The following is an 18,827-nucleotide window of genomic DNA, read 5'->3' on the forward strand; positions in this document are numbered from 1 at the left end:
TTTTTTTATATTTAAAATGGATACCAAAACAGCTGACTCTCATAGACTCGCTTAGTAATGGCCGCCACGACAACAATAACGATGCCGATGAGCATCCATATATCAATGCGGTTTAGTGGGCGATGGCTATACCAAGTTCGGCGGTTATTGCGGCCGAATCCACGTAAAGTCATAGCATTGGAGATTTGATCCGCGCGGTCCAAGCTAGAGAAAATCAGTGGCCCAAGGATTTTCGCCACGTTTTGGATGCGCAAAAATAGCGGCGTATTCTTGGTGAGATCGAGCCCACGAGCTTGTTGAGCGTGCATGATGTTAACGAAGTCTTTTTTTACTTCAGGTAGATAGCGCAACGTTAAACTGACGGCATACGCGATTTTATACGGTACACCAATGCGATTCAAACTGGCAGCAAACTCGGTTGGGTGCGTGGTAAAGACGAACACCAATGCGATAGGGAACATGCTGAAGTATTTCAGTGTTACCGTAAGTAAGTAAAACAGAGTTTCTTGTGTGATTGAATAGTGCCCAAATGGCAATAGCACCGTAGTCGAGCCCATATATTCAGTACCTTGCTGAGGTGCCAGCAAGAACATAAATAATGCGTTCATCATCAAAACACTCGCGGTACCAATCAGCAAGGGTTTATAGACAGACAGTGGTACGCGCGTCATCTTAAGCAAGCTAAGACCCGCAATAATCAGCACACTGATAAGGCGCAAATCAAACGTAGTCAATACCACGGTTACCCACGCCATAAAAAGTGCAAACTTAGTGATTCCGTTCAGTGCATGCAAAGGGGATTTTGTATCAACATAGCTGATACCAAATTTCATTTTAGAGGCATTCATGCGGCCGGTTTCTCACGTTCAATAAAGGTTTGCATAAAGCGAATTTTGTCTTCGATATTTAGGCGTTCAGCAAGGTCATACAAGCTGGTGGTCGTCAAATTGGCCTGCTCAAGCAGTTTAGGTTGACTAAATACTTGAGTCATTGGCTGATCGGCAATCAGCTGGCTATCCGCAATCACAATCGAGCGAGTTGAGTACTCCAATACTAGGTGCATATCGTGGGAAATAATCACCACAGTAATGCCCATCTCTCGATTGAGTTTTTGTACAAAACTTAGCATTGAGGTGTAATTGCGGTAGTCTTGGCCTGCTGTCGGTTCGTCAAGAATTAGCAGTTGTGGTTCCATGACCAGAATTGAAGCAATCGTGACTCGTTTCTTTTGCCCATAGCTAAGCGCTTCTATCGGCCAATGGCGATATTTTGCTAGGCCACATAAAGTGAGAACGTCTTCAACTTTCTGCTCAATAACGCTCTCTTCAAGCCCTTTATTACGCAGGCCAAAAGCAACTTCATCGAAGATCATATGGTGTGAGATCATATGATTTGGGTTTTGCATAACTACGCCGATCTTCTGGCTGCGCTCGAAGATGCTTAGGTTCGCAATATCTTGACCATCGAAATCAATCGAGCCAGCGTCCGGTTCAACCACACCCATAATCAATTTGGTAATGGTAGATTTGCCGGAACCATTTTTACCCAAAATTGAGACGAACTCACCGCGTTGTACGTCAAATGAAACCGCTTCAAGGGCATTTTTTTCACCGTCATAAGAGTAAGTCAAATCACGGATTTGTAACAGGGGTGAGCTTTGCTCTGCACTTGGGGCTAATGTGGTTTCCACTTGCCATTGCGTGAAGGCAGATTGGTACTGCTGGACATCGATATTATCTAATGATGACAGCTTGTCATTGTCTGAAAGTGGGCAATGCGCCGCTTTCAATGCCGATAAATACAGCGGTTCACGGATACCGTGTTGAGCCAGTAAATCCGATGCTAATAACGCATCAGGCGTCATATCAGCGACGATTTCACCTTGCTCCATCAAGATTACGCGATCAACATTGCGATGCAGAACATCTTCAAGGCGATGTTCAATCATGACGATCGTTTTGTTGGTCTTGCGGTGTAGATCGTCGATGATCTCAATGGTTTTACGACCCGTTTTTGGGTCAAGAGCCGCTAGTGGTTCATCAAACAATAAGATGTCAACGTCGTCGACTAAGATGCCAGCCAGTGATACGCGTTGTTTTTGGCCACCTGATAAGTCATGCGGTGAACGTTCGAGCATGTCTGCAAGATCGACCATTTGCGCGGTAGCTTTTACCAATGGGTACATTTCGATATTCGACATGCACTGGTTTTCCAGAGCAAACGCGATATCTTCCCCAATGCTAAGACCAACGAACTGGCTATCAGTATCTTGCAGTACCGTGCCCACTTGTTCGGTAAAGGCATGCAGATCTAACGCCGAAGTCACTTGACCATTAATGGTTAGTTGACCGGATGTTTCACCAGCGATCGCGTGAGGAATTAAGCCGTTTAAACATTGCCCAAGGGTAGACTTACCGCTACCACTTGGACCGATGATGACGATTTTCTCTCCTTGCTCTATCCTTAGATTGATATTTTTTAATGTCGGTTTATCCAGCGACTGATATCTAAAAGAGAAGTTAGAAAATTCGATGGTCATTGCCTATTTGGCCTCAGTTAAATTGCGGCTCATTGCATTGCGTTTGGCGACGTTTTTGAGAATAAAGAAACCTACAATCGCAATCAGTAAAGAGTTACCGGCTGCAATAATAGTTAGTTGGGTGAAGACTTTAGTAAACGGTTCTGCATACAAAATAGTATCTAAGAAGGCAGAGCAGCCATATCCCACTACGTTACCGACAAAAGCTAAAAGCACAAACAGAGCAAAGTCAGTCTTATTAAAGATGCCTTTATCTAGATTGTGTTTCGTCATGCTCGAGTAAAAACCCATGGTTAAGCCGACGATGCCAGAACCCAGAACCCATGTTAGCCAAACTCCCCAGCCCGCAAATAGGTCCGTTACCCAGTGGCCAATAAAACCAACCAGAAAACCAACTAATGGGCCAAATAGCACCGAAAACAGAGCCAATACCGCCATGGCTGGTTTTAGAGTGGTATTAGCAAAAACTGGAATACCAAACATAGGTAGGCCGCCGATACCATATAGAGCGGCGCCGATGGCAATGACAACGACAGTTTTGGCAGAAAGATTCATAGATAACCTGTGTTCTAGCGAAATAAAATAAGTGATCCTAGTGAGCGATATTGATTCGATTTTTGCTCATGGATATGTGGATGGCGCATTATACAGAACAATATTGATGATGGAAAGCTAACTATCTAGACGTCTAGATGCGAAATTATCGCTCGTAAAGTGTGATGTACAGCAAATTATGTAATCACTCATTTCCCGTGATGCAGAGTAATGATCGCGGGGATCGCAGTGATAACCGCCTGACTGAGTAAAATAATGGCGGATGATGGGGCCTATGAGGCTCCGTATGGGATTGGAGCCTCATAACTTGTGCTTTGATCTACGGTCGCAGCTTTAGATTAGTGATCAAGGTAGAGATAGTTTTGCCAACTCTTCATGCGAATGAGCACTTTACGCATGATTGAAACATGGCTGAAGCTGTCAGAGTAAACGGCCACCTCGACTGCGGTGCCCATAGGCAGGGCATATGGCGTTAAGTCGTCATTGACTTTTAAGGTCACTAATACACGACCATTGGTTCTCAGAGCGTCGGTACCGACGAGCGTACCACGTGCTTGAAATTGACTCTCACCAATGGCGGGCAAGACATCGATGACTTCACCTTTGAAGACTCTTCCCGGTAGTGCACGGAAAATAAACTCGGCATCAAACCCTGGTTTTAAGCGCTGCAGCGAATTTTGGCGAAATGCCGCGGTATACACCAGATCTTCACTGTGGACAAAGGTCATCACGGGAGCTAGTGGTAGCGGCACGGCCATCACGCCAGGGCGCAACGCTAATTGAGTAGCAAAGCCATCAGTAGGGGCATAGACCGTCGTTTGTTCAAGATCAAACTCAGCTTTTCGCAGATCCGCGAGCAAGCGTGCTACTGTGGTATTTTCCCCACCGATTTCAGAATTCAACGCGATTTCCGCTTGTTCAATATTAGTCGATGCCACTTCTACGGTTGCTTGCGCGGCTTTAAAAGCTTGGCGACGAGTATCTAACTGCTGAGCGGTGAATGCGCCTTTATCGTATCCGCGTTGATAACGATTGAATTCTCGTTGTGCTTTATCTCGTTCAGCAATCGCCTTAGTTAATGCAGCTTCTTTTTCTTGAACGGTAGCTTCTAACCCTAAAGCACCTTGACTGGCTTCTTTGACTTGCGCTTTGAGTTTGTCAACTTCAGCAAGGTAAGGGACAGGATCGATCTTAAACAGCACATCCCCGGCTTTTAGCGGCTGGTTGGCTTCAACGGGCACTTCGATTACTCGGCCTCGAACGCCTGATACGATTGGTGTGGTGGAGAAGACTTGGTTACCGATCTGAGTATAGGGGTGGTTAAAATTCATTAATAAAATCAGTGTTCCAATCAACACTACGCCACCGAGCACCGCGGTGGGTACGGTCCATTTGTTGAGTGGAATACGGAAAACCTTAAAAACAGCAATGCAAAGTGCGGCATAAGTGAGTATCAGTAATAAATCCATGCTTACTGCTCCTCTTTATTATTGGTCGGTTGCTCTGTTGATTGTTGGTGAGCATTTAGTTGTTTTGTTTGCGTTGCTTTCAACGTCGCCATATCTTGTTGCAGAGATTCCACTTGATCAATCAAGTGTTCAAGGCGGTGGTGGAGGTCGTGTTGTTCTTCTTCGAGTTTGTGAAAACCCCAGCCTCGTTCTTTGCGCCATAATGTCGCCCAGATCCACAGGAATGGCCATAAAACATGTAAGGTGAAAAGGCTAACCCAGCCTGCGTAGTGAATAGCATCTTGATGTGGATGCTCACGGCTTTTGGCTATTTCATAGGGGATGTCATGAATAGCAATGATGCCGTAAAACAGCACTAGAGCGACGAAAATGAGCAAGCCTAGTGCGAAGTAATCGAGAAACATAATACCGTCCTTGTATAATTTTATGCTCTAAGTATAAGAGTGAAATCAGACAATTAACGGTTTTTTGTTGCAATTTGTATAAATAAGCTCTTTATTCGCAACAAACTTGGTTGCGACCATTGGCTTTGGCTCGATAGAGTGCTTTATCTGCTCGGTAGAAGGTTCGTTGAGTATTCTCTCCTTCGCGGTGTAGTGTAATACCGACACTTACCGTCAGGCCGCGCTCTCCCAAAATCTCCTGCCAGCCAAACTTGAAAATACGTTCGCGGTAGTTTTCAGCGTGCATTTTGGCTTGCTCTAGGGTGTAACGCTCGATAATGATCAAAAACTCTTCGCCACCAAAGCGGACACAGGATGCGCCACGGAATTTGAAGTAGGACGAGAGCTCTGAAGAGACGCTAACAATGGCTTTATCACCCACTAGGTGACTGAGTTCATCGTTGATTGACTTGAAGTGGTCAATATCCACGACCAAAAGCGCGAATGGCGTATCGTGAAGTAGTAGATCTTTGAGTTTCATATCCAACCAGCGGCGATTGTGTAGGCCGGTGAGCGGATCGGTAAAGACATCTTGTTGCAACTGCGCCACGGCGTGTTTTTGGTGCTCTGTGGTTTCTTTGAGTTCGCGGTTTTCTAATTCTGATAGGATCAGTTTTAGTTGTAATTCAAAGCGCGCCAGACGGCGTAACTGGCTTGCGCCAAGCTCGCAAATTGGGATCTTTTTCATCAGATCGTTTTCAATGCGATAAGCACAATGCTGATATTCAAGCGCGCGTTTGTAGTTTTGTTGTTTCTCACAAACGGATGCGAGTGCATCACACAATCGCAAATTGAGTAGTGGCGAGCCTTCTTTTTGAATTCTTGAGTGAGCGCGTTCTAATACCCAGTTGGCAAGGTGTATTTTGTCACTATCGTTGAGGCAGTACCCCAACTCCATGCGGATCATATTCGACAGCCAGTTTGAATTGATATTGCCCGCAGCATATTGCACATGGCCCAGACAACGCATTGCTTCATCAAGAAGACCTTGTTGTCGTAGCAATCGTGCTTGGTAGAGAAGAATTTGTCCAGCGAGCACTTTGTCACTGACTAAAATACTGAGCTCTTCGCACTCTTTGATTAGATCGTTAGCTGCACTGATACGTTTGAGGTCAATGTAACAAGCAAGCATGTAGAGCTTGTAACGCAATCGAAGAGAGCGGCTACTAATGGCATGATCGATACTGTCGATTTTTTGATAGTAGCGTAGGGCTCGAGCATGGTCACCATACGCATCGCACAAATTGCCCATCCCCAAAACCGCTTTGACGTAGGCATCAATATAACCATTTTCGACCGCAATCGTTGAGGAGGCGATATATTCATTGAGTGCGGCGTTAAAATCGCCATGATCGACTAAGCGATCGGCTAAGTAGCCTCGAACTTCTAAAATCAGGTGAGCATCATGCGGCAAAGAGAGTAAATCTAGTGCTGAACGCAGCTCCTCAATCCCCTCTTGGAATTGTTTTAATGAAGTTCGAAACTCAGCACTAATAACGTAAGACTGGGCTTTTTCCTGTGTTGTTGTCGCGACATGTTGGCGGATGTGATTCCAGAAAACCAGCGCTTCTTCTCCAGCCACTGAAGAAGCATCAAGCCCAGCATCGGATATTTTGTTTAGCAGGACTTCCATCATAATTCAGTTACCACCGGCTCTTGTTCTAGTTGTTCCAACTGTTCCAAGGTGAAAGGGAAGGTCAGGATGTCATGGTATGCCAATTTAGGCTGTATCTGCTTAATCCCTCTACGTTTCCAAGGGTACATTGCAAACATCTGAGTTAACACTTGGAAGATGCGGTTGGCTTCTTCACCTTTCTCAGCCAAAAGCAGCCCCAATTTTTCGCTGCTTAAACGCGATAGTAAATCTTGATGATTGCAAAAGGAGTGCGCAAGCTCTGCACAGATATCTAAACATTTACTATTGGGATGGTGGATGATGATTACCACATGATTGGATCGTTTAAGTTCGGTCTTAAACAGCATCATTTGTTCCCACCAAATGGTCTCTGAGACCATTTGGCTCATGTGCTTATCTGGGTCGTACTCGTGTTGTGCTCGGATACGCTTAATCAGTTTTTTCGCGCGCTGTTCGAGTAATCGTTTAGATGCTCGCGCCTTGTCACTGCCTTCTCGCACGGTCTGTTCACGAAGCATATCAGTGGCGTGAGTACGGTATTTTTTAAATGCTTGTAGCGCAGTGATAAAATCACCCACTTCTTCAGCGACTCGTGATTGTTGAAAATAGATTTGCGATAGCAGTTCGCCGTTATCAAAACTGTTGGCCGTTTTTTCGGCGGCAAGAAGTAGTTGAGAGGCTTCTGAGGGTTCTTTGCGCATCAACTCCAGACGGGCTTGGCTAATATATGCGTGGGCTTTCATCCAAGTTAAGTTGTTTTGTTCCACCAACTTTTGTGCTTTTTTCGTTGCTCGCTCGGCATCTTCAAGTCGTTCTAAACCCAGCAAGGCTAAGCCTCTGAAATCCCAGATTTCAGCATGCCAAGTGCGGTCGTGGTGATGCTGCAACGCTTCTTCAGCGCTGTCTAAGATAGAGAGCATATCGATGTAATTGCCGATAAGATAATTATCCCACGCCAGCAAAATTCTCGCTTTACCTTCTAACCAGTAGATTCGTAAGTTATTGGCCGCTGTAACGGCTAATTCATGGGTGGAGAGCGCTAACTGATATTCGCCTAGTACACGCCAGACATTGCCGAGGCCAATCAAGGATTCAATTTGAATTTCGACTTGATCAACCAGGGCGGATTGTTCTAACGATTGAATCCAATATTGTTGAGCAGAGTAATATTTGGCTTGCCCCCAGAAGTGAAGAGCATGTAAGTGGAGAATTTCAGGAAGGTCATCATCGTTATCGACTTGACTCAGCTTTGTGTAGGCTTCGCGGATACTCTTTAGACCCTTGCGATAGTCCATTAACGCCCAATAACACCGAGAGATGATCACTAGGCTTTGAATGACACCTTGGGGAAATAGAATCTGATTCGCTCGTGTTGCGCATTGTTCTGCCGTGAGCAGTACCTGCTCAGGCTCGCTCTCAATTCGCGATTTAAGCTGCTCTAGCTCAATTTCTAGCAAATGCTGGCTTTTATCCAATGAACTAATCCCTTAACCGCTTACTGAATTCATACTTAAGTATTATAAAAATAGCTGCCTTTGGTGTGCTAGAAAAAGCGCTATTTGAGCGACGGTTTAATGGCGAACTTCACATTAATTAAATTATGAAAGCAGTTCGCGCAGTGTCATTGGAGAGTCATTCAACCCTAAAGCCTGCGCTGCCGTTATGCCGTGTTTATTTTGATAGCATAAATTATGCCACGCTCTGAATATATCCAACACAGGAAGTAGCCCTCCAGGGCGCAGTTTGCGACGTGGCTCATTAATAAAACTGTCAAACAAAAGTTGGAAGCGTTGTTGGTAAAACGAAGTTTGTCGTATCGAGGCATGACGAAGCCAATATTTTGGCTTATTGTGCGAGCCAGCTAAATAACAAATGCCTTTTGCCATAGAATCGGAATGTGCGATAGCCCAGCGGTCGCGCCACCATCCCATATGGACAATATCGATTTTATCAAGCGGAAATTCTTTGCCCCATTGGCCATCTTCTTCAACGTACATTAGGTCGACAGTTGCCGCTTGAATGCGCGGGAGAGCAACGCTTAGAGCCGCTGAGCGCAATAGAGGCTCTTGGGGTAAGTAAATCGCCACTTTGCGCTCGTCGTGACACAAACTCAACACGTGTAAGAAATGAGCATAAGAAGTATAAGGGGGGCGGATTAATGCCCCTTTCGATGGGTAATGGAATGTTGTCAAATTACCCATAGGATCTTCTACATTACCGCGAGCAAGAATGGTTTGATATTGCTGATCGATACGTTCCCGCAGGTTTTTGGCCGTCGTGGTGGTTGCATGATGTGATTCAGAAGCGTGCTCTTGCGAGACAAAGCGTGCAGGACTGGAGAATGGGTCATGATCACAATCTCCCTGCGGCTCTTCTTGGGCTGAGTAGTTGACATGTTGACTTAATATGTAGCCAGAATGCGCCTCGCCTGTCGCTATCCAATAAACCCCATTATTACTTTTTGCTTGTAACGGCATATAGTCGGATGCCAGTTCGTATTGCTCGGCGTGGTTAACCCAGCGGGCATCAAACATGGCTAATTTTCGACGACAGCGACTCGCAATATGATCGATGTGGTCATAAAAGGTTTTAGGATTGATGGTGAGCTTGCGGCAAATTTCACGCACTGAATAGCCCATAAAAAGTAAGCCAAGTAGGTTTTCTTGAAAATTGAGTTTATGGTTCGCACCAGACCATTTATCAACGAATGTCGATTGGCATGATTTACAGCGATAACGTTGGCGATCACCACTATAGCCAAACGCGTGGTAGAGCTGTTTATGGCTGTGGATAGATAGACCGAAATGATCACATGACTTGTTACGGCATGCCGGCAAGCCTTCACAATGTTGCAGTCTTAAACGGCGTAGTTCATCTAAGACATCTTGGTTATTGAGCAAAGGAGGAAACGCGCCACATTCACGGCAAACCATCGCTGGGCGTTTAGGGTTAGCGTGTTGCACAACGTAACGATGTGCGTCGCTGAGTCCAAAATTGTCGCAGGCCAATGTCTTACAGAAATTAAGTTGGCACAATGTATGACCATGTTGATCAGTGACCGCGGCAGGCAGTTCTGAGGTTATATTTGGATTCGCGGAGGATTTTGTCACGTCGTACCTAAAATTAAGGGGGCAAGGCTTTACCTGTTACCTAGCCTAAATAAAGCCAATATCATTCTTCCCACGTTGTAACACGCCAATGTAATCAAAGAAGTAGGACGATATTATGCTTACAGTCTAAATGTTGATCTAGCAAAATTTAGTTGCAAGTCCGGTGCTTATTTTAGCCGATAAGCAGATGCCACAATCCCCCCTCGGGTGATTAAAACAGCCAGTCAGGCACTGGCTGAAATGGAAATTAGATAGAAATAGCGGTTTCTAGTGCGACTTTCATCATGTCATTGAATGATTTTTGACGCTCTTCAGCACTGAGCTTCTCTCCGCGAATGATATGGTCAGAGACGGTTAGGATGGTTAGGGCTTTAGCCCCTAAATCAGCCGCAACGCCGTAGATACCCGCAGCTTCCATATCGACACCAAGAATGCCCAGCTTTTCCATTTTTGCGAAAATATCGGCTTCAGGTGTATAGAAAAGGTCGGCTGAGAATACGTTACCTACTTTAACTGGTACGTTTTGAGCTCGAGCTTGATTGACGGCCTCTTCTAGCAAACCGTAATCAGCGATAGCAGCAAAATCATGATTATTAAAGCGAATGCGGTTTACTTTGGAGTCGGTGGACGCGCCCATGCCGATCACGACATCCATCAACTTCACATCGTCACGAACAGCACCACAGCTTCCCACGCGAATGACATTTTTAACCCCGTACTCTGCGATCAGCTCGTGCACATAGATACAGCAAGATGGTATACCCATGCCATGGCCCATCACGGACACTGGCTTACCTTTATAGGTTCCCGTGTAGCCAAACATGTTGCGAACATCACAGACTTGTTTGACGTCATCAAGGAACGTTTCTGCGATATATTTCGCGCGAAGTGGATCGCCTGGCATCAAAACAGTTTCTGCAAAATCACCAGGTTGAGCATTAATATGTGGGGTTGCCATCGTTGTTACTCCAATATCTTAGGAAAGTTCAGCGTAATAATTACTAAAACTGTTGAACCTCAATAAATCTGTTGAGGCAATACTAGCTATATATAACAAGGCTCCTTAAGATGTTGGTCACAAAAACCCGCGTCTAATGGATAAATATCCTTGTTGATAACCATTTATGTTGAAAGTGGTAAGGCAATCGTTTTGTCCATCGTTTGCGTGGTTTCAGTTTCATACTGCCTTGGCTTTGAGTGATTTTCTTGTACTGATTTAAATTTTGTACAACATTTGTTTCTGTGCTAATACTTATACATGAAATTAATTTGTACACACGGTGGCGATTTACTACCACGCATTTGAAAGGCATTCGGTAATCAAAGAGGGAAACGGTATGGAACAGGATATCAAAATTGGCGTGAGTGCTTGTGTTCTCGGAGAAGCGGTACGCTTTGACGGTGGCCATAAATCGAGCCGATTTGTAACAAGAGAGCTGGGCAAGCACTTTCAATTTGTGCCTGTCTGTCCTGAAGTGGAGTCGGGCATGCCGGTACCAAGGCCTACGATTCGTTTGATTTCAGATAAAGAACGTATCGCTTTGGTTGAAACCAGAGATGAGACGCAAGATCATACCGACCGAATGCTCGAGTTTTCACAACGACGCATTGAACGATTGCAGCGTGAAGATCTGTGTGGGTATGTCGTGTGTGCGAAATCACCAACCTGTGGGATGGAAAGAGTCAAGGTGTATGGCAACAACAGCGCTGAAAAAACCGGTGTTGGCATGTACACACAAGAACTCATGACTCGTATGCCTTGGTTACCCATTGAAGAAGATGGGCGCCTAAATGACCCGATTTTGAAAGAGAACTTTGTGACTCGGGTATTTTGTTTGTATGACTTCTACCAATCAATGGATGGTGAGCCGACTGCCGGTAAAATAGTCAGTTTTCATTCTCGATACAAATTGACCTTGATGGCACATCATCCGGCATCTTATAAAGCGCTGGGTAAATTGGTTGCACAAGTTTCGCATTATCCGATTGCAGACTTTTATCAGCTATATCGAGAGGGCTTGATGACGGCAATGGCCAATCGAGCAAGCCGTAAAAACAACACCAATGTATTGATGCATATTCAGGGCTACTTCAAAAAGGCGCTGGAGAAAAGTGAGAAAGCCGAGCTTTGTCAGGTGATTGATGATTATCGTCTTGGTGTTCTTCCACTACTGGCGCCATTGACCTTATTGAAGCATCACATGCAAAGATTTCCAGACGAATATCTACAAAGTCAAAAATTTTTAAACCCTTATCCACAGGAGCTACGCTTACGTTATGGGCTGTGAAGAAAAATTGTACGCAATTCGAGAAGTATCAGAGTTAACTGGAATTAAACCAGTGACATTGCGAGCTTGGCAGCGCCGCTATAACATTATTCAACCACAGCGTACTGAAAAAGGTCATCGTCTTTATACGTATGATCACATTGAGCAAATCAGAGTGATACAAGGTTGGTTGGAGAAAGGTGTTGCCATTGGCAAGGTTAAGGCTCTGCTCGAAAGCGGTCAAATACCTGAGGTTATGGAGAGCGATGTTGTCGCTCCACTTGATGAAGTTGAAACTACGTTAGGTGCTTTGGCGCAACTCAATCGCCATAAATCGGAAGCGACTTTGTCTTTAGTATTTAAAGAGTACCCGATGGAAATTATCGAGTCTCGGTATTTACAGCCTATTTTTGACTCAATTGCGCAAGTCAAACGCAGTCAACAGACATTGCAAATCGGAATGTTTCAGTCGCTGTTATTATCCCGACTCACGTTGATTCTAGAAGCTGAAAACAAGGCCGCACGCAACGGTAAGTGCTTACTTGTGAGCTATGATTCCGTTGGTTCGATTGAGATGCGATTATGGGCGTTAGGGCTAGTAGATAGAGGCTACAGCATTTCTTTTATTGAAGGAGTAGAGGACTTAAGCGGGTTATCTGCCAACCTAGGTTTAGATAAATACGCGATGTTGGCTGTGTATGCATCACAAGCCCCTTCCAAAGCCCAACTGCCTTCTATTGAAGAGTTGTCTCACTCTTTGGGCAGTCAATTAACCACCAGTCCATTAATCACGACCTTAATGGCCGCTTAAGCTAATAGATAAATGCGATAGAGGAGTCGGTGATGCAATTAATGTGGTTTCGTCGAGATTTAAGGGTAGAAGATAATACGGCATTACAAAGTGCTATTGACACTCAGCAACCCGTTGTTGCGCTTTATGTCGCTACGCCTGCAACTTGGCGACAACATCATCTCAGTGCGATCCAAGCTGACTTAATCTATCGTCGCCTATCTGAGCTGCAAAGTGACTTAGCTCAACTCAATATTCCACTACTGTATGTGGAAGTTGATAATTACCAACAGAGCGGGCAAGCGGTAATGGATTTTGCTCAAACGCATGGCATCGAACGGCTGGTTTTTAACCGTGAATATGAAGTGAATGAGCAAATACGCGATAGCGATGTTGAAAGCCGTGCTGTCTTTTCGGTCCAAGGTTTCGATGACAAGTGCTTGTTTGCTCCGGGAAGTGTGTTCAATAAACAAGGCAGTTATTTCAAAGTTTTCACTCCGTTTAAACGAGCGTACTTATCGCGTCTTGCGTCCCAGCGAGTGGATATTGTAAAAACGGCTGCCGCGACAAAGATGGCTGAGGAGATTATCGCCAACTTCAGCCTGGCCACTTTTTCACCTAACAGCGTTTTTTCCTACCCTCGTCAGTCGAGCGGACAATATGTGGTGCGCAGTCATGATATTCGACAACAGTTGCGAGACTTTTGTCATGATAGGGTTAGCCATTATCATGCGGAGCGCGACAAGCCATCATTGAATGCAACCAGTCAGCTTTCCCCCTATTTGGCTATTGGAGCTCTTTCTGTGCGGCAATGTATTGCGCGTGTTCTGTTTGCAACCAACGTCCACTTGGACGCAGGGAGAGAGATGTGGATTAGTGAATTGGTCTGGCGAGACTTCTATCAACATCTATTGCACTTTGAACCTAAGCTATGTAAAGGACGTAATTTTGTTGCTTGGACTGAAAAAGTGCATTGGTCAGGTGACAAAAAGCATCTTGTGGCTTGGCAGAAAGGCGAGACTGGCTATCCCATTGTGGACGCAGCAATGCGTCAACTCAATAAAACTGGCTGGATGCATAATCGTTTGAGAATGGTCGTGGCAAGCTTTCTCACTAAGGATTTACATCTTCATTGGCGCCACGGTGAGGAGTATTTTATGCAAAAGCTGGTGGATGGTGATTACGCAGCCAATAATGGTGGATGGCAATGGAGCGCATCCACTGGATGCGATGGGCAGCCTTATTTTCGTATCTTTAATCCTACGGCTCAAGGCGAGCGATTCGACCCTGACGGTGACTTTGTAAGGCATTGGGTCCCGGAGTTAAGTGCGGTACCAAACAAATTTATTCATCAACCGTGGCAGTGGGAGAACGTCATTAGCTTGTCATATCCGAAACCAATGGTTGATCACAAAAGCGAAAGAGAGATAACCTTACGCCTCTTTCAAGATGCTAAGGATTTCCCATGATGCTGCGTAAGCTGCTCATATTATGCTGCTGTGTAAGCTCCACAGTGTTTGCTCGAAGCTATGATCTTCCTCCTCAAGACAGCAATATTGTTGGTCGTACGCAATTTCATCAAATTAAGCAGGGTGAAAGCATGGCCGATATTGCTAAGCAATATGATGTGGGCTTTTTGGCCTTGATGGCGGCGAACCAAGGGGTGGACCCATTTTTACCTCCGGTGGATTACGTCTTAACAATTCCTACGCAAGTGATTCTTCCTGACGTGAAACGTGAAGGTGTGGTCATTAATCTTGCTGAATTACGCTTGTACTATTTTGTTCCGGAACAAAATTTGGTGCATATTTTCCCGGTCGGCATTGGACGCATCGGGCGAGATACTCCAGAAATGGTCACTAAAATCAGCCAAAAAAGGCCGAACCCAACATGGACACCACCGACTTCTATTCGTAAAGAGTATTTAGCAAAAGGTGTTGAGTTACCGGCGGTGGTACCAGCAGGGCCGGATAACCCTTTGGGTGAATATGCCCTGAGATTGGCCCATGGCGCGGGTGATTATTTGATTCACGGCACCAACAAAGATTTTGGTATTGGTATGCGGGTGAGTGCTGGCTGCATCCGTATGTCGCCTAAAGATATCGAGTGGCTTTTTAGTCAGGTCAATCTTGGTGAAAAAGTCACCGTGATCAATGCACCAGTAAAAATCAGTTTAGAGCCAGATCGTAGTGTTTATATTGAAGCGCATGAACCTCTTACTCGCAGTGACGGCAGTAAAAAAGTACTTGGCATTCCACAAGAATTAACTTGGTGGTTGCAAGCCATGGACCAGTCGGAAGCAAAAGCTCGTGCTGCAATTTTGGCGCAAAATGGCGTGCCAGTAGAGATTGTCGCTCCACAAGAGCTTGAATCACCGTTCTAGGGCGCGTTTGAATATTTACTGTACAGATAGGGTTACACTTGTTTGTAATGATAATGTAAACAAAGTTCGACATGTTTCTTTTTAGTCGCCATCTTAAGCACTGATATTGAGTGATGGGATAGGGGACAAATGATGGACAGTGAGCATACCTTGCGTGAAAATATCTTAGCACTGCTACTTGGCAGTGCTTTGGTTTCTTTGGGGGTAATTTTCTTCAATCATGTTGGCCTGCTCACAGGCGGTACAGCAGGGTTGGCCATCTTTATCACCAAGGTGAGTGATTTTAGCTTTGGCCAAATTTTCTTTATCGTTAATCTTCCTTTCTACCTACTTTCTGTTACCCGTATGGGGTGGCGTTTTACCTGCAATACGTTTATTGCCGTTACGCTGGTATCAGTGCTCGTAGACTATCTCTATTATGTCATTGAATTAAAATCAATTAATGCACTCTACGCGGCTTTGATTGGTGGTGGCTTAATTGGCACCGGCATGTTGGTCATTTTTCGTCACAAGATGAGTCTTGGTGGCTTTAACATCCTTGCTCTGTATCTTCAGGAGCGCTTTGGTCTGCGAGCCGGTAAAGTTCAGATGGCATTGGATTGTGCGATTGTGGTGATGTCACTTTTTATTGTCGACTGGTGGTTGATTGGGCTCTCAATATTAGGTGCGATGTCGACCAACATCATTATTGCGATGAACCATAAGCCGGGTCGCTATCAGCCGCAATCAGATAAAAAAGCGCCCATACGATAAGCCATCATATGGGCGAAAAAGGGCAACAATTTGACATTGTTAATTGGAGATGTTGGCAACATCCTTATTCAAACTGTTATAAAGTATCCGCGATCTTTAGAATGACTTTGTAGCAGCGTAACCAACGATGCGTAACTTAACATTATTGTTACGATTTATTAATTCTTAAAATCACAAAGATAAATTTCATTATTGGAAATGACGTGTTACAAGCTCGTTAGAGAGTAGAGAGAGTAGAGAGAGTAGAGAGAGTAGAGAGAGTAGAGAGAGTAGAGAGAGTAGAGAGAGTAGAGAGAGTAGAATGACCGAGCCCATCCTTGGGCACGGTTGTGTATCACTGCTATATTCAGTGCGTTGAATTATGCACCGATTGGTTATGCCCCACCGAATTGCTTTTGCGCCATCGCTTTGGCGATTTTCGGCGCTTGCCACAATGAAGGTAGCAATACAAATGACACCGGAACCGCGGTAATAACAATAAACGATTGTAAGGCTGAAATCCCGCCTGAACCCATTGAAATCAGAGCGATGGCAACCAATCCCATCAACACGCCCCAAAATGCACGCATTGCGCCACTTGGCTGAGTTGAGCCTGTCACTACCACACTGATGGTATAGGTCATTGAATCACCAGTGGTGACAATGAAAGTGGTGGTTAGGATGAGAAACAGCACAGCAATAACCGATGGCATCGGTAACTGGGCAGTAATCGCCAACAATACACCGGGTAAATTAAACCCTTCAAATGCCGTAGAGATGATCCCCGGCTCGGCCAGTTCATAGGCAAGCCCTGAACCTCCGACAATACTGAACCAGAAGCAAGTAATTAATGGCGCGATAATCGAGATTGATAAAATCAATTGGCGGATTGTGCGGCCGCGAGAAATACGAGCGATGAAGATGGCCATCATCGGGCCGTAGCCAATAAACCAGCCCCAGAAGAATACGGTCCACCAACTTAGCCAATCAGTATCGCCTCGGTAGAGAGCCATAGGGACGAAATTATTAACCATTTTCGCAACGCCCTGCATATAGCCGTCAACAATGAAACTCGTTGGTCCAAACAATAGAATGAAAATGATCAGGGCTGCCGACAGGATAATATTGTAGCGGCTAATCAACTGAATACCTCTGCTGAGCCCGCTGAGAGCTGAGAGGGTATACATAGCGATGGCAAAGAGCACCACTAAGCTTTGCGTAAATAGAGTGTCTTGCACTCCAAACAACGAATTGAGTGCGTAGCTAATTTGTAGCCCTAGAAAGCCTATTGGGCCAATGGTGCCAGCGGCGACGGCAATAATACAGAAGGTATCGGTTAACGTTCCGATCCAACCGTTGAGTGCTTTGTCACCAAAAATAGGGTACAGCAAGGTACGAGGCTGTAATGGTAAGCCTTTGTCATAGTGCAGATGCATTAACACAATTGCCGCTAGACTGCCCAATATCGCCCATGCAAGAAAGCCCCAGTGAAGGAAAGATTGCGACAAGGCATTCAGAGCCAGTGCGCGGCCTTCTGCTTCGCCATAGTAGGGCGGAGAGGAAACGAAATGAGCGATCGGCTCTGCGGCTGCCCAAAATACACCACCGCCGGCGAGTAGGGTGCAAAGAACAATCGCTAACCATTTAAAGGTGTCGATTTCAGGGGCTTGTAGATTGCCGAGCTTCACATCACCGGTGCGAGTGAAAGCGAGATAGAGACCAATAATAAAGTTAGCCAGCAAGAGCACTTGCCAGAATGGGCCAAACCATAGAGTCACTTTAGAGAATCCAACTTGAATAACGCTGGATAGAGTGGGGGTATCGAAAACAGCAAGCAGTACGAAGAGAACCAAAAATCCGCCACTTAACCAGAGTACTGGACTGGAGAAGGCGTTTACCGTATTTGATGCATCACTTTGTTCGGGAGGATGAGCAGCAAGGTAATTTTCATCAGCTGATTTACGATCAACAGATTGTGTCAAATTCGACATTGAGTGTTCGCTTTTGTCGTCGTCAGCCGTTTAATCAGTCTGTGTAGTGCGACATATTTTTGAGCTGAGCGGTGAATTTTCCTCGTCTATTGCAGGCCAGTTTGTGACCTAACAAAGGTTGAGGCTGTGAAAGGGGCGATATATTAGCACATTTGAAGGTAGGAGGAAAACTGAGTAAAACGATAGGAAAAACGTTGCTCATCCATGAGCATAGCGAATTATTTCATTTTTGACGTAATTTCAAGCATTTGATCTGCACCCATACCCGTGGTGATATGGCCTGTAGCGACACCTTGCGTTGCTTGTTCAGTTGAAAGACCAGCCACAGTCGCTTGCTGAATCAAATCACCATTTAAGCCGTTGTTAGACGCAGCGCCACCAGCGGCGAATGCAGAAACAGAGAACACTGATAGTGCGATAATAAGTACGTTTTTCATAATGTTTGCCTTTGGCTGTTTATTCTTGTTTGTATTGGTCTATTACTTTCTTTTGGCCTGAAATGAATTAACCAACGGCGTTAATCATTTGTTCTGCGCTCATCCCTTCGGTGATATGACCTGTAGCAACACCTTGAGTTGCTTGCTGGGTAGATAGGCCAGCAGCTGTCGCTTGTTGAATTAAGTCGCCGTTTAAGCCGTTGTTGGACGCCGCGCCGCCAGCGGCGAAAGCAGAAACAGAGAACACGGATAGAGCGATGATGATTACTTTTTTCATAATGTATGGCCTTATTCTTGAACCGTCGTTTGTGGCTGATACCGAGTATGAAATTAATACTAATGAGATATTGCTCACGTTAACAGGAAAGCTAAGATTTCCATTCTGGAAATTAACGTGATCTAGATCGCTATGTTTAATGGTGAATGCAAGGCAATACATGGAACTAGGCGCGTAAATAGAGCGCTCAACAGGAGA

At 45.2% G+C, this 18,827-nt stretch carries 18 protein-coding genes; 5 read left to right on the top strand and 13 right to left on the bottom strand.

Annotation, left to right across the window (positions count from 1 at the left end; genetic code table 11):
* Positions 1-11 precede the first annotated feature (11 nt).
* From RH85_RS01535 to deoD, 9 genes are all read right to left on the bottom strand, one after another.
* Entirely contained in the window at positions 12-848 is an 837-nt protein-coding gene (locus RH85_RS01535; protein WP_006710421.1) for an energy-coupling factor transporter transmembrane component T family protein, read from the bottom strand.
* Positions 845-2,539, bottom strand: a complete 1,695-nt coding sequence (locus RH85_RS01540) for an ABC transporter ATP-binding protein (protein WP_006710422.1) — start codon at positions 2,537-2,539, stop codon at positions 845-847. The genes RH85_RS01535 and RH85_RS01540 overlap by 4 nt, the downstream gene beginning before the upstream one ends.
* A 3-nt stretch (positions 2,540-2,542) precedes the next feature.
* Positions 2,543-3,094, bottom strand: a complete 552-nt coding sequence (locus tag RH85_RS01545) for an ECF-type riboflavin transporter substrate-binding protein (RefSeq protein WP_006710423.1) — start codon at positions 3,092-3,094, stop codon at positions 2,543-2,545.
* 338 nt (positions 3,095-3,432) lie between these two features.
* Positions 3,433-4,563 (bottom strand): HlyD family secretion protein, encoded by a 1,131-nt coding sequence (locus RH85_RS01550; RefSeq protein ID WP_006710424.1) that lies wholly within the window; start codon positions 4,561-4,563, stop codon positions 3,433-3,435.
* A gap of 2 nt (positions 4,564-4,565) precedes the next feature.
* On the bottom strand, positions 4,566-4,967 hold the full coding sequence (locus RH85_RS01555) for a DUF3302 domain-containing protein (protein WP_006710425.1): 402 nt from the start codon (positions 4,965-4,967) through the stop codon (positions 4,566-4,568).
* A 91-nt stretch (positions 4,968-5,058) separates the two neighbouring features.
* Positions 5,059-6,639: a GGDEF domain-containing protein gene (locus RH85_RS01560; protein ID WP_006710426.1), complete on the bottom strand. Its 1,581-nt coding sequence runs from the start codon at positions 6,637-6,639 to the stop codon at positions 5,059-5,061.
* Positions 6,639-8,117 (bottom strand): tetratricopeptide repeat protein, encoded by a 1,479-nt coding sequence (locus RH85_RS01565; RefSeq protein ID WP_006710427.1) that lies wholly within the window; start codon positions 8,115-8,117, stop codon positions 6,639-6,641. Before RH85_RS01565 ends, RH85_RS01560 begins: the two co-directional genes overlap by 1 nt.
* A gap of 123 nt (positions 8,118-8,240) precedes the next feature.
* Positions 8,241-9,677: a transposase gene (locus tag RH85_RS01570; RefSeq protein WP_478212668.1), complete on the bottom strand. Its 1,437-nt coding sequence runs from the start codon at positions 9,675-9,677 to the stop codon at positions 8,241-8,243.
* 322 nt (positions 9,678-9,999) lie between these two features.
* Positions 10,000-10,710, bottom strand: coding sequence for a purine-nucleoside phosphorylase (gene deoD, locus RH85_RS01575; protein ID WP_006710429.1), 711 nt, complete (start codon positions 10,708-10,710; stop codon positions 10,000-10,002).
* Positions 10,711-11,089: 379 nt separating this feature from the next.
* Here deoD and RH85_RS01580 point away from each other — a divergent pair, with 379 nt between their 5' ends.
* From RH85_RS01580 to RH85_RS01600, 5 genes are all read left to right on the top strand, one after another.
* A complete protein-coding gene (locus RH85_RS01580) occupies positions 11,090-12,040 on the top strand; it encodes a YbgA family protein (protein ID WP_006710430.1) in 951 nt (316 codons plus the stop codon).
* A complete protein-coding gene (locus tag RH85_RS01585; protein WP_006710431.1) occupies positions 12,030-12,830 on the top strand; it encodes a MerR family transcriptional regulator in 801 nt (266 codons plus the stop codon). The genes RH85_RS01580 and RH85_RS01585 overlap by 11 nt, the downstream gene beginning before the upstream one ends.
* A gap of 32 nt (positions 12,831-12,862) precedes the next feature.
* Positions 12,863-14,278 carry a deoxyribodipyrimidine photo-lyase gene (gene phrB, locus RH85_RS01590; protein ID WP_006710432.1) on the top strand — a complete coding sequence of 472 codons (1,416 nt, stop codon included), beginning with the start codon at positions 12,863-12,865 and terminating at the stop codon, positions 14,276-14,278.
* The gene (locus tag RH85_RS01595) at positions 14,278-15,192 is read left to right on the top strand and encodes a L,D-transpeptidase family protein (protein WP_006710433.1); all 915 of its coding nucleotides are present in this window, start codon (positions 14,278-14,280) and stop codon (positions 15,190-15,192) included. The genes phrB and RH85_RS01595 overlap by 1 nt, the downstream gene beginning before the upstream one ends.
* Before the next feature lie 132 nt (positions 15,193-15,324).
* On the top strand, positions 15,325-15,945 hold the full coding sequence (locus RH85_RS01600) for a DUF6198 family protein (RefSeq protein ID WP_006710434.1): 621 nt from the start codon (positions 15,325-15,327) through the stop codon (positions 15,943-15,945).
* A gap of 189 nt (positions 15,946-16,134) precedes the next feature.
* On the opposite strand, the gene RH85_RS23590 is transcribed toward RH85_RS01600, so the two are convergent.
* From RH85_RS23590 to RH85_RS01615, 4 genes are all read right to left on the bottom strand, one after another.
* Positions 16,135-16,260, bottom strand: a complete 126-nt coding sequence (locus RH85_RS23590) for a hypothetical protein (protein ID WP_277422390.1) — start codon at positions 16,258-16,260, stop codon at positions 16,135-16,137.
* Positions 16,261-16,319: 59 nt separating this feature from the next.
* Positions 16,320-17,915 (bottom strand): BCCT family transporter, encoded by a 1,596-nt coding sequence (locus tag RH85_RS01605; protein ID WP_006710435.1) that lies wholly within the window; start codon positions 17,913-17,915, stop codon positions 16,320-16,322.
* A gap of 218 nt (positions 17,916-18,133) precedes the next feature.
* A complete protein-coding gene (locus tag RH85_RS01610; RefSeq protein ID WP_006710436.1) occupies positions 18,134-18,352 on the bottom strand; it encodes a hypothetical protein in 219 nt (72 codons plus the stop codon).
* A 67-nt stretch (positions 18,353-18,419) separates the two neighbouring features.
* Entirely contained in the window at positions 18,420-18,629 is a 210-nt protein-coding gene (locus RH85_RS01615) for a hypothetical protein (RefSeq protein ID WP_006710437.1), read from the bottom strand.
* Positions 18,630-18,827: the final 198 nt, after the last annotated feature.

Origin of the sequence: Vibrio ichthyoenteri ATCC 700023 (assembly GCF_000222605.1) — a bacterium.
In the GTDB taxonomy this organism is placed as follows: Bacteria; Pseudomonadota; Gammaproteobacteria; order Enterobacterales; family Vibrionaceae; genus Vibrio; species Vibrio ichthyoenteri.

Excerpts from the sequence above, each read along its gene's own strand:
- RH85_RS01545 (WP_006710423.1), bottom strand. The coding sequence starts at position 3,094 with ATGAATCTTTCTGCCAAAACTGTCGTTGTCATTGCCATCGGCGCCGCT.
- RH85_RS01615 (WP_006710437.1), bottom strand. The coding sequence starts at position 18,629 with ATGAAAAAAGTAATCATCATCGCTCTATCCGTGTTCTCTGTTTCTGCT.
- RH85_RS01600 (WP_006710434.1), top strand. The coding sequence starts at position 15,325 with ATGGACAGTGAGCATACCTTGCGTGAAAATATCTTAGCACTGCTACTT.
- RH85_RS01595 (WP_006710433.1), top strand. The coding sequence starts at position 14,278 with ATGCTGCGTAAGCTGCTCATATTATGCTGCTGTGTAAGCTCCACAGTG.
- RH85_RS01560 (WP_006710426.1), bottom strand. The coding sequence starts at position 6,639 with ATGGAAGTCCTGCTAAACAAAATATCCGATGCTGGGCTTGATGCTTCT.
- RH85_RS01585 (WP_006710431.1), top strand. The coding sequence starts at position 12,030 with ATGGGCTGTGAAGAAAAATTGTACGCAATTCGAGAAGTATCAGAGTTA.
- RH85_RS01555 (WP_006710425.1), bottom strand. The coding sequence starts at position 4,967 with ATGTTTCTCGATTACTTCGCACTAGGCTTGCTCATTTTCGTCGCTCTA.
- deoD (WP_006710429.1), bottom strand. The coding sequence starts at position 10,710 with ATGGCAACCCCACATATTAATGCTCAACCTGGTGATTTTGCAGAAACT.
- RH85_RS01580 (WP_006710430.1), top strand. The coding sequence starts at position 11,090 with ATGGAACAGGATATCAAAATTGGCGTGAGTGCTTGTGTTCTCGGAGAA.
- RH85_RS01550 (WP_006710424.1), bottom strand. The coding sequence starts at position 4,563 with ATGGATTTATTACTGATACTCACTTATGCCGCACTTTGCATTGCTGTT.
- RH85_RS23590 (WP_277422390.1), bottom strand. The coding sequence starts at position 16,260 with ATGGGCTCGGTCATTCTACTCTCTCTACTCTCTCTACTCTCTCTACTC.
- phrB (WP_006710432.1), top strand. The coding sequence starts at position 12,863 with ATGCAATTAATGTGGTTTCGTCGAGATTTAAGGGTAGAAGATAATACG.
- RH85_RS01605 (WP_006710435.1), bottom strand. The coding sequence starts at position 17,915 with ATGTCGAATTTGACACAATCTGTTGATCGTAAATCAGCTGATGAAAAT.
- RH85_RS01535 (WP_006710421.1), bottom strand. The coding sequence starts at position 848 with ATGAATGCCTCTAAAATGAAATTTGGTATCAGCTATGTTGATACAAAA.
- RH85_RS01610 (WP_006710436.1), bottom strand. The coding sequence starts at position 18,352 with ATGAAAAACGTACTTATTATCGCACTATCAGTGTTCTCTGTTTCTGCA.
- RH85_RS01540 (WP_006710422.1), bottom strand. The coding sequence starts at position 2,539 with ATGACCATCGAATTTTCTAACTTCTCTTTTAGATATCAGTCGCTGGAT.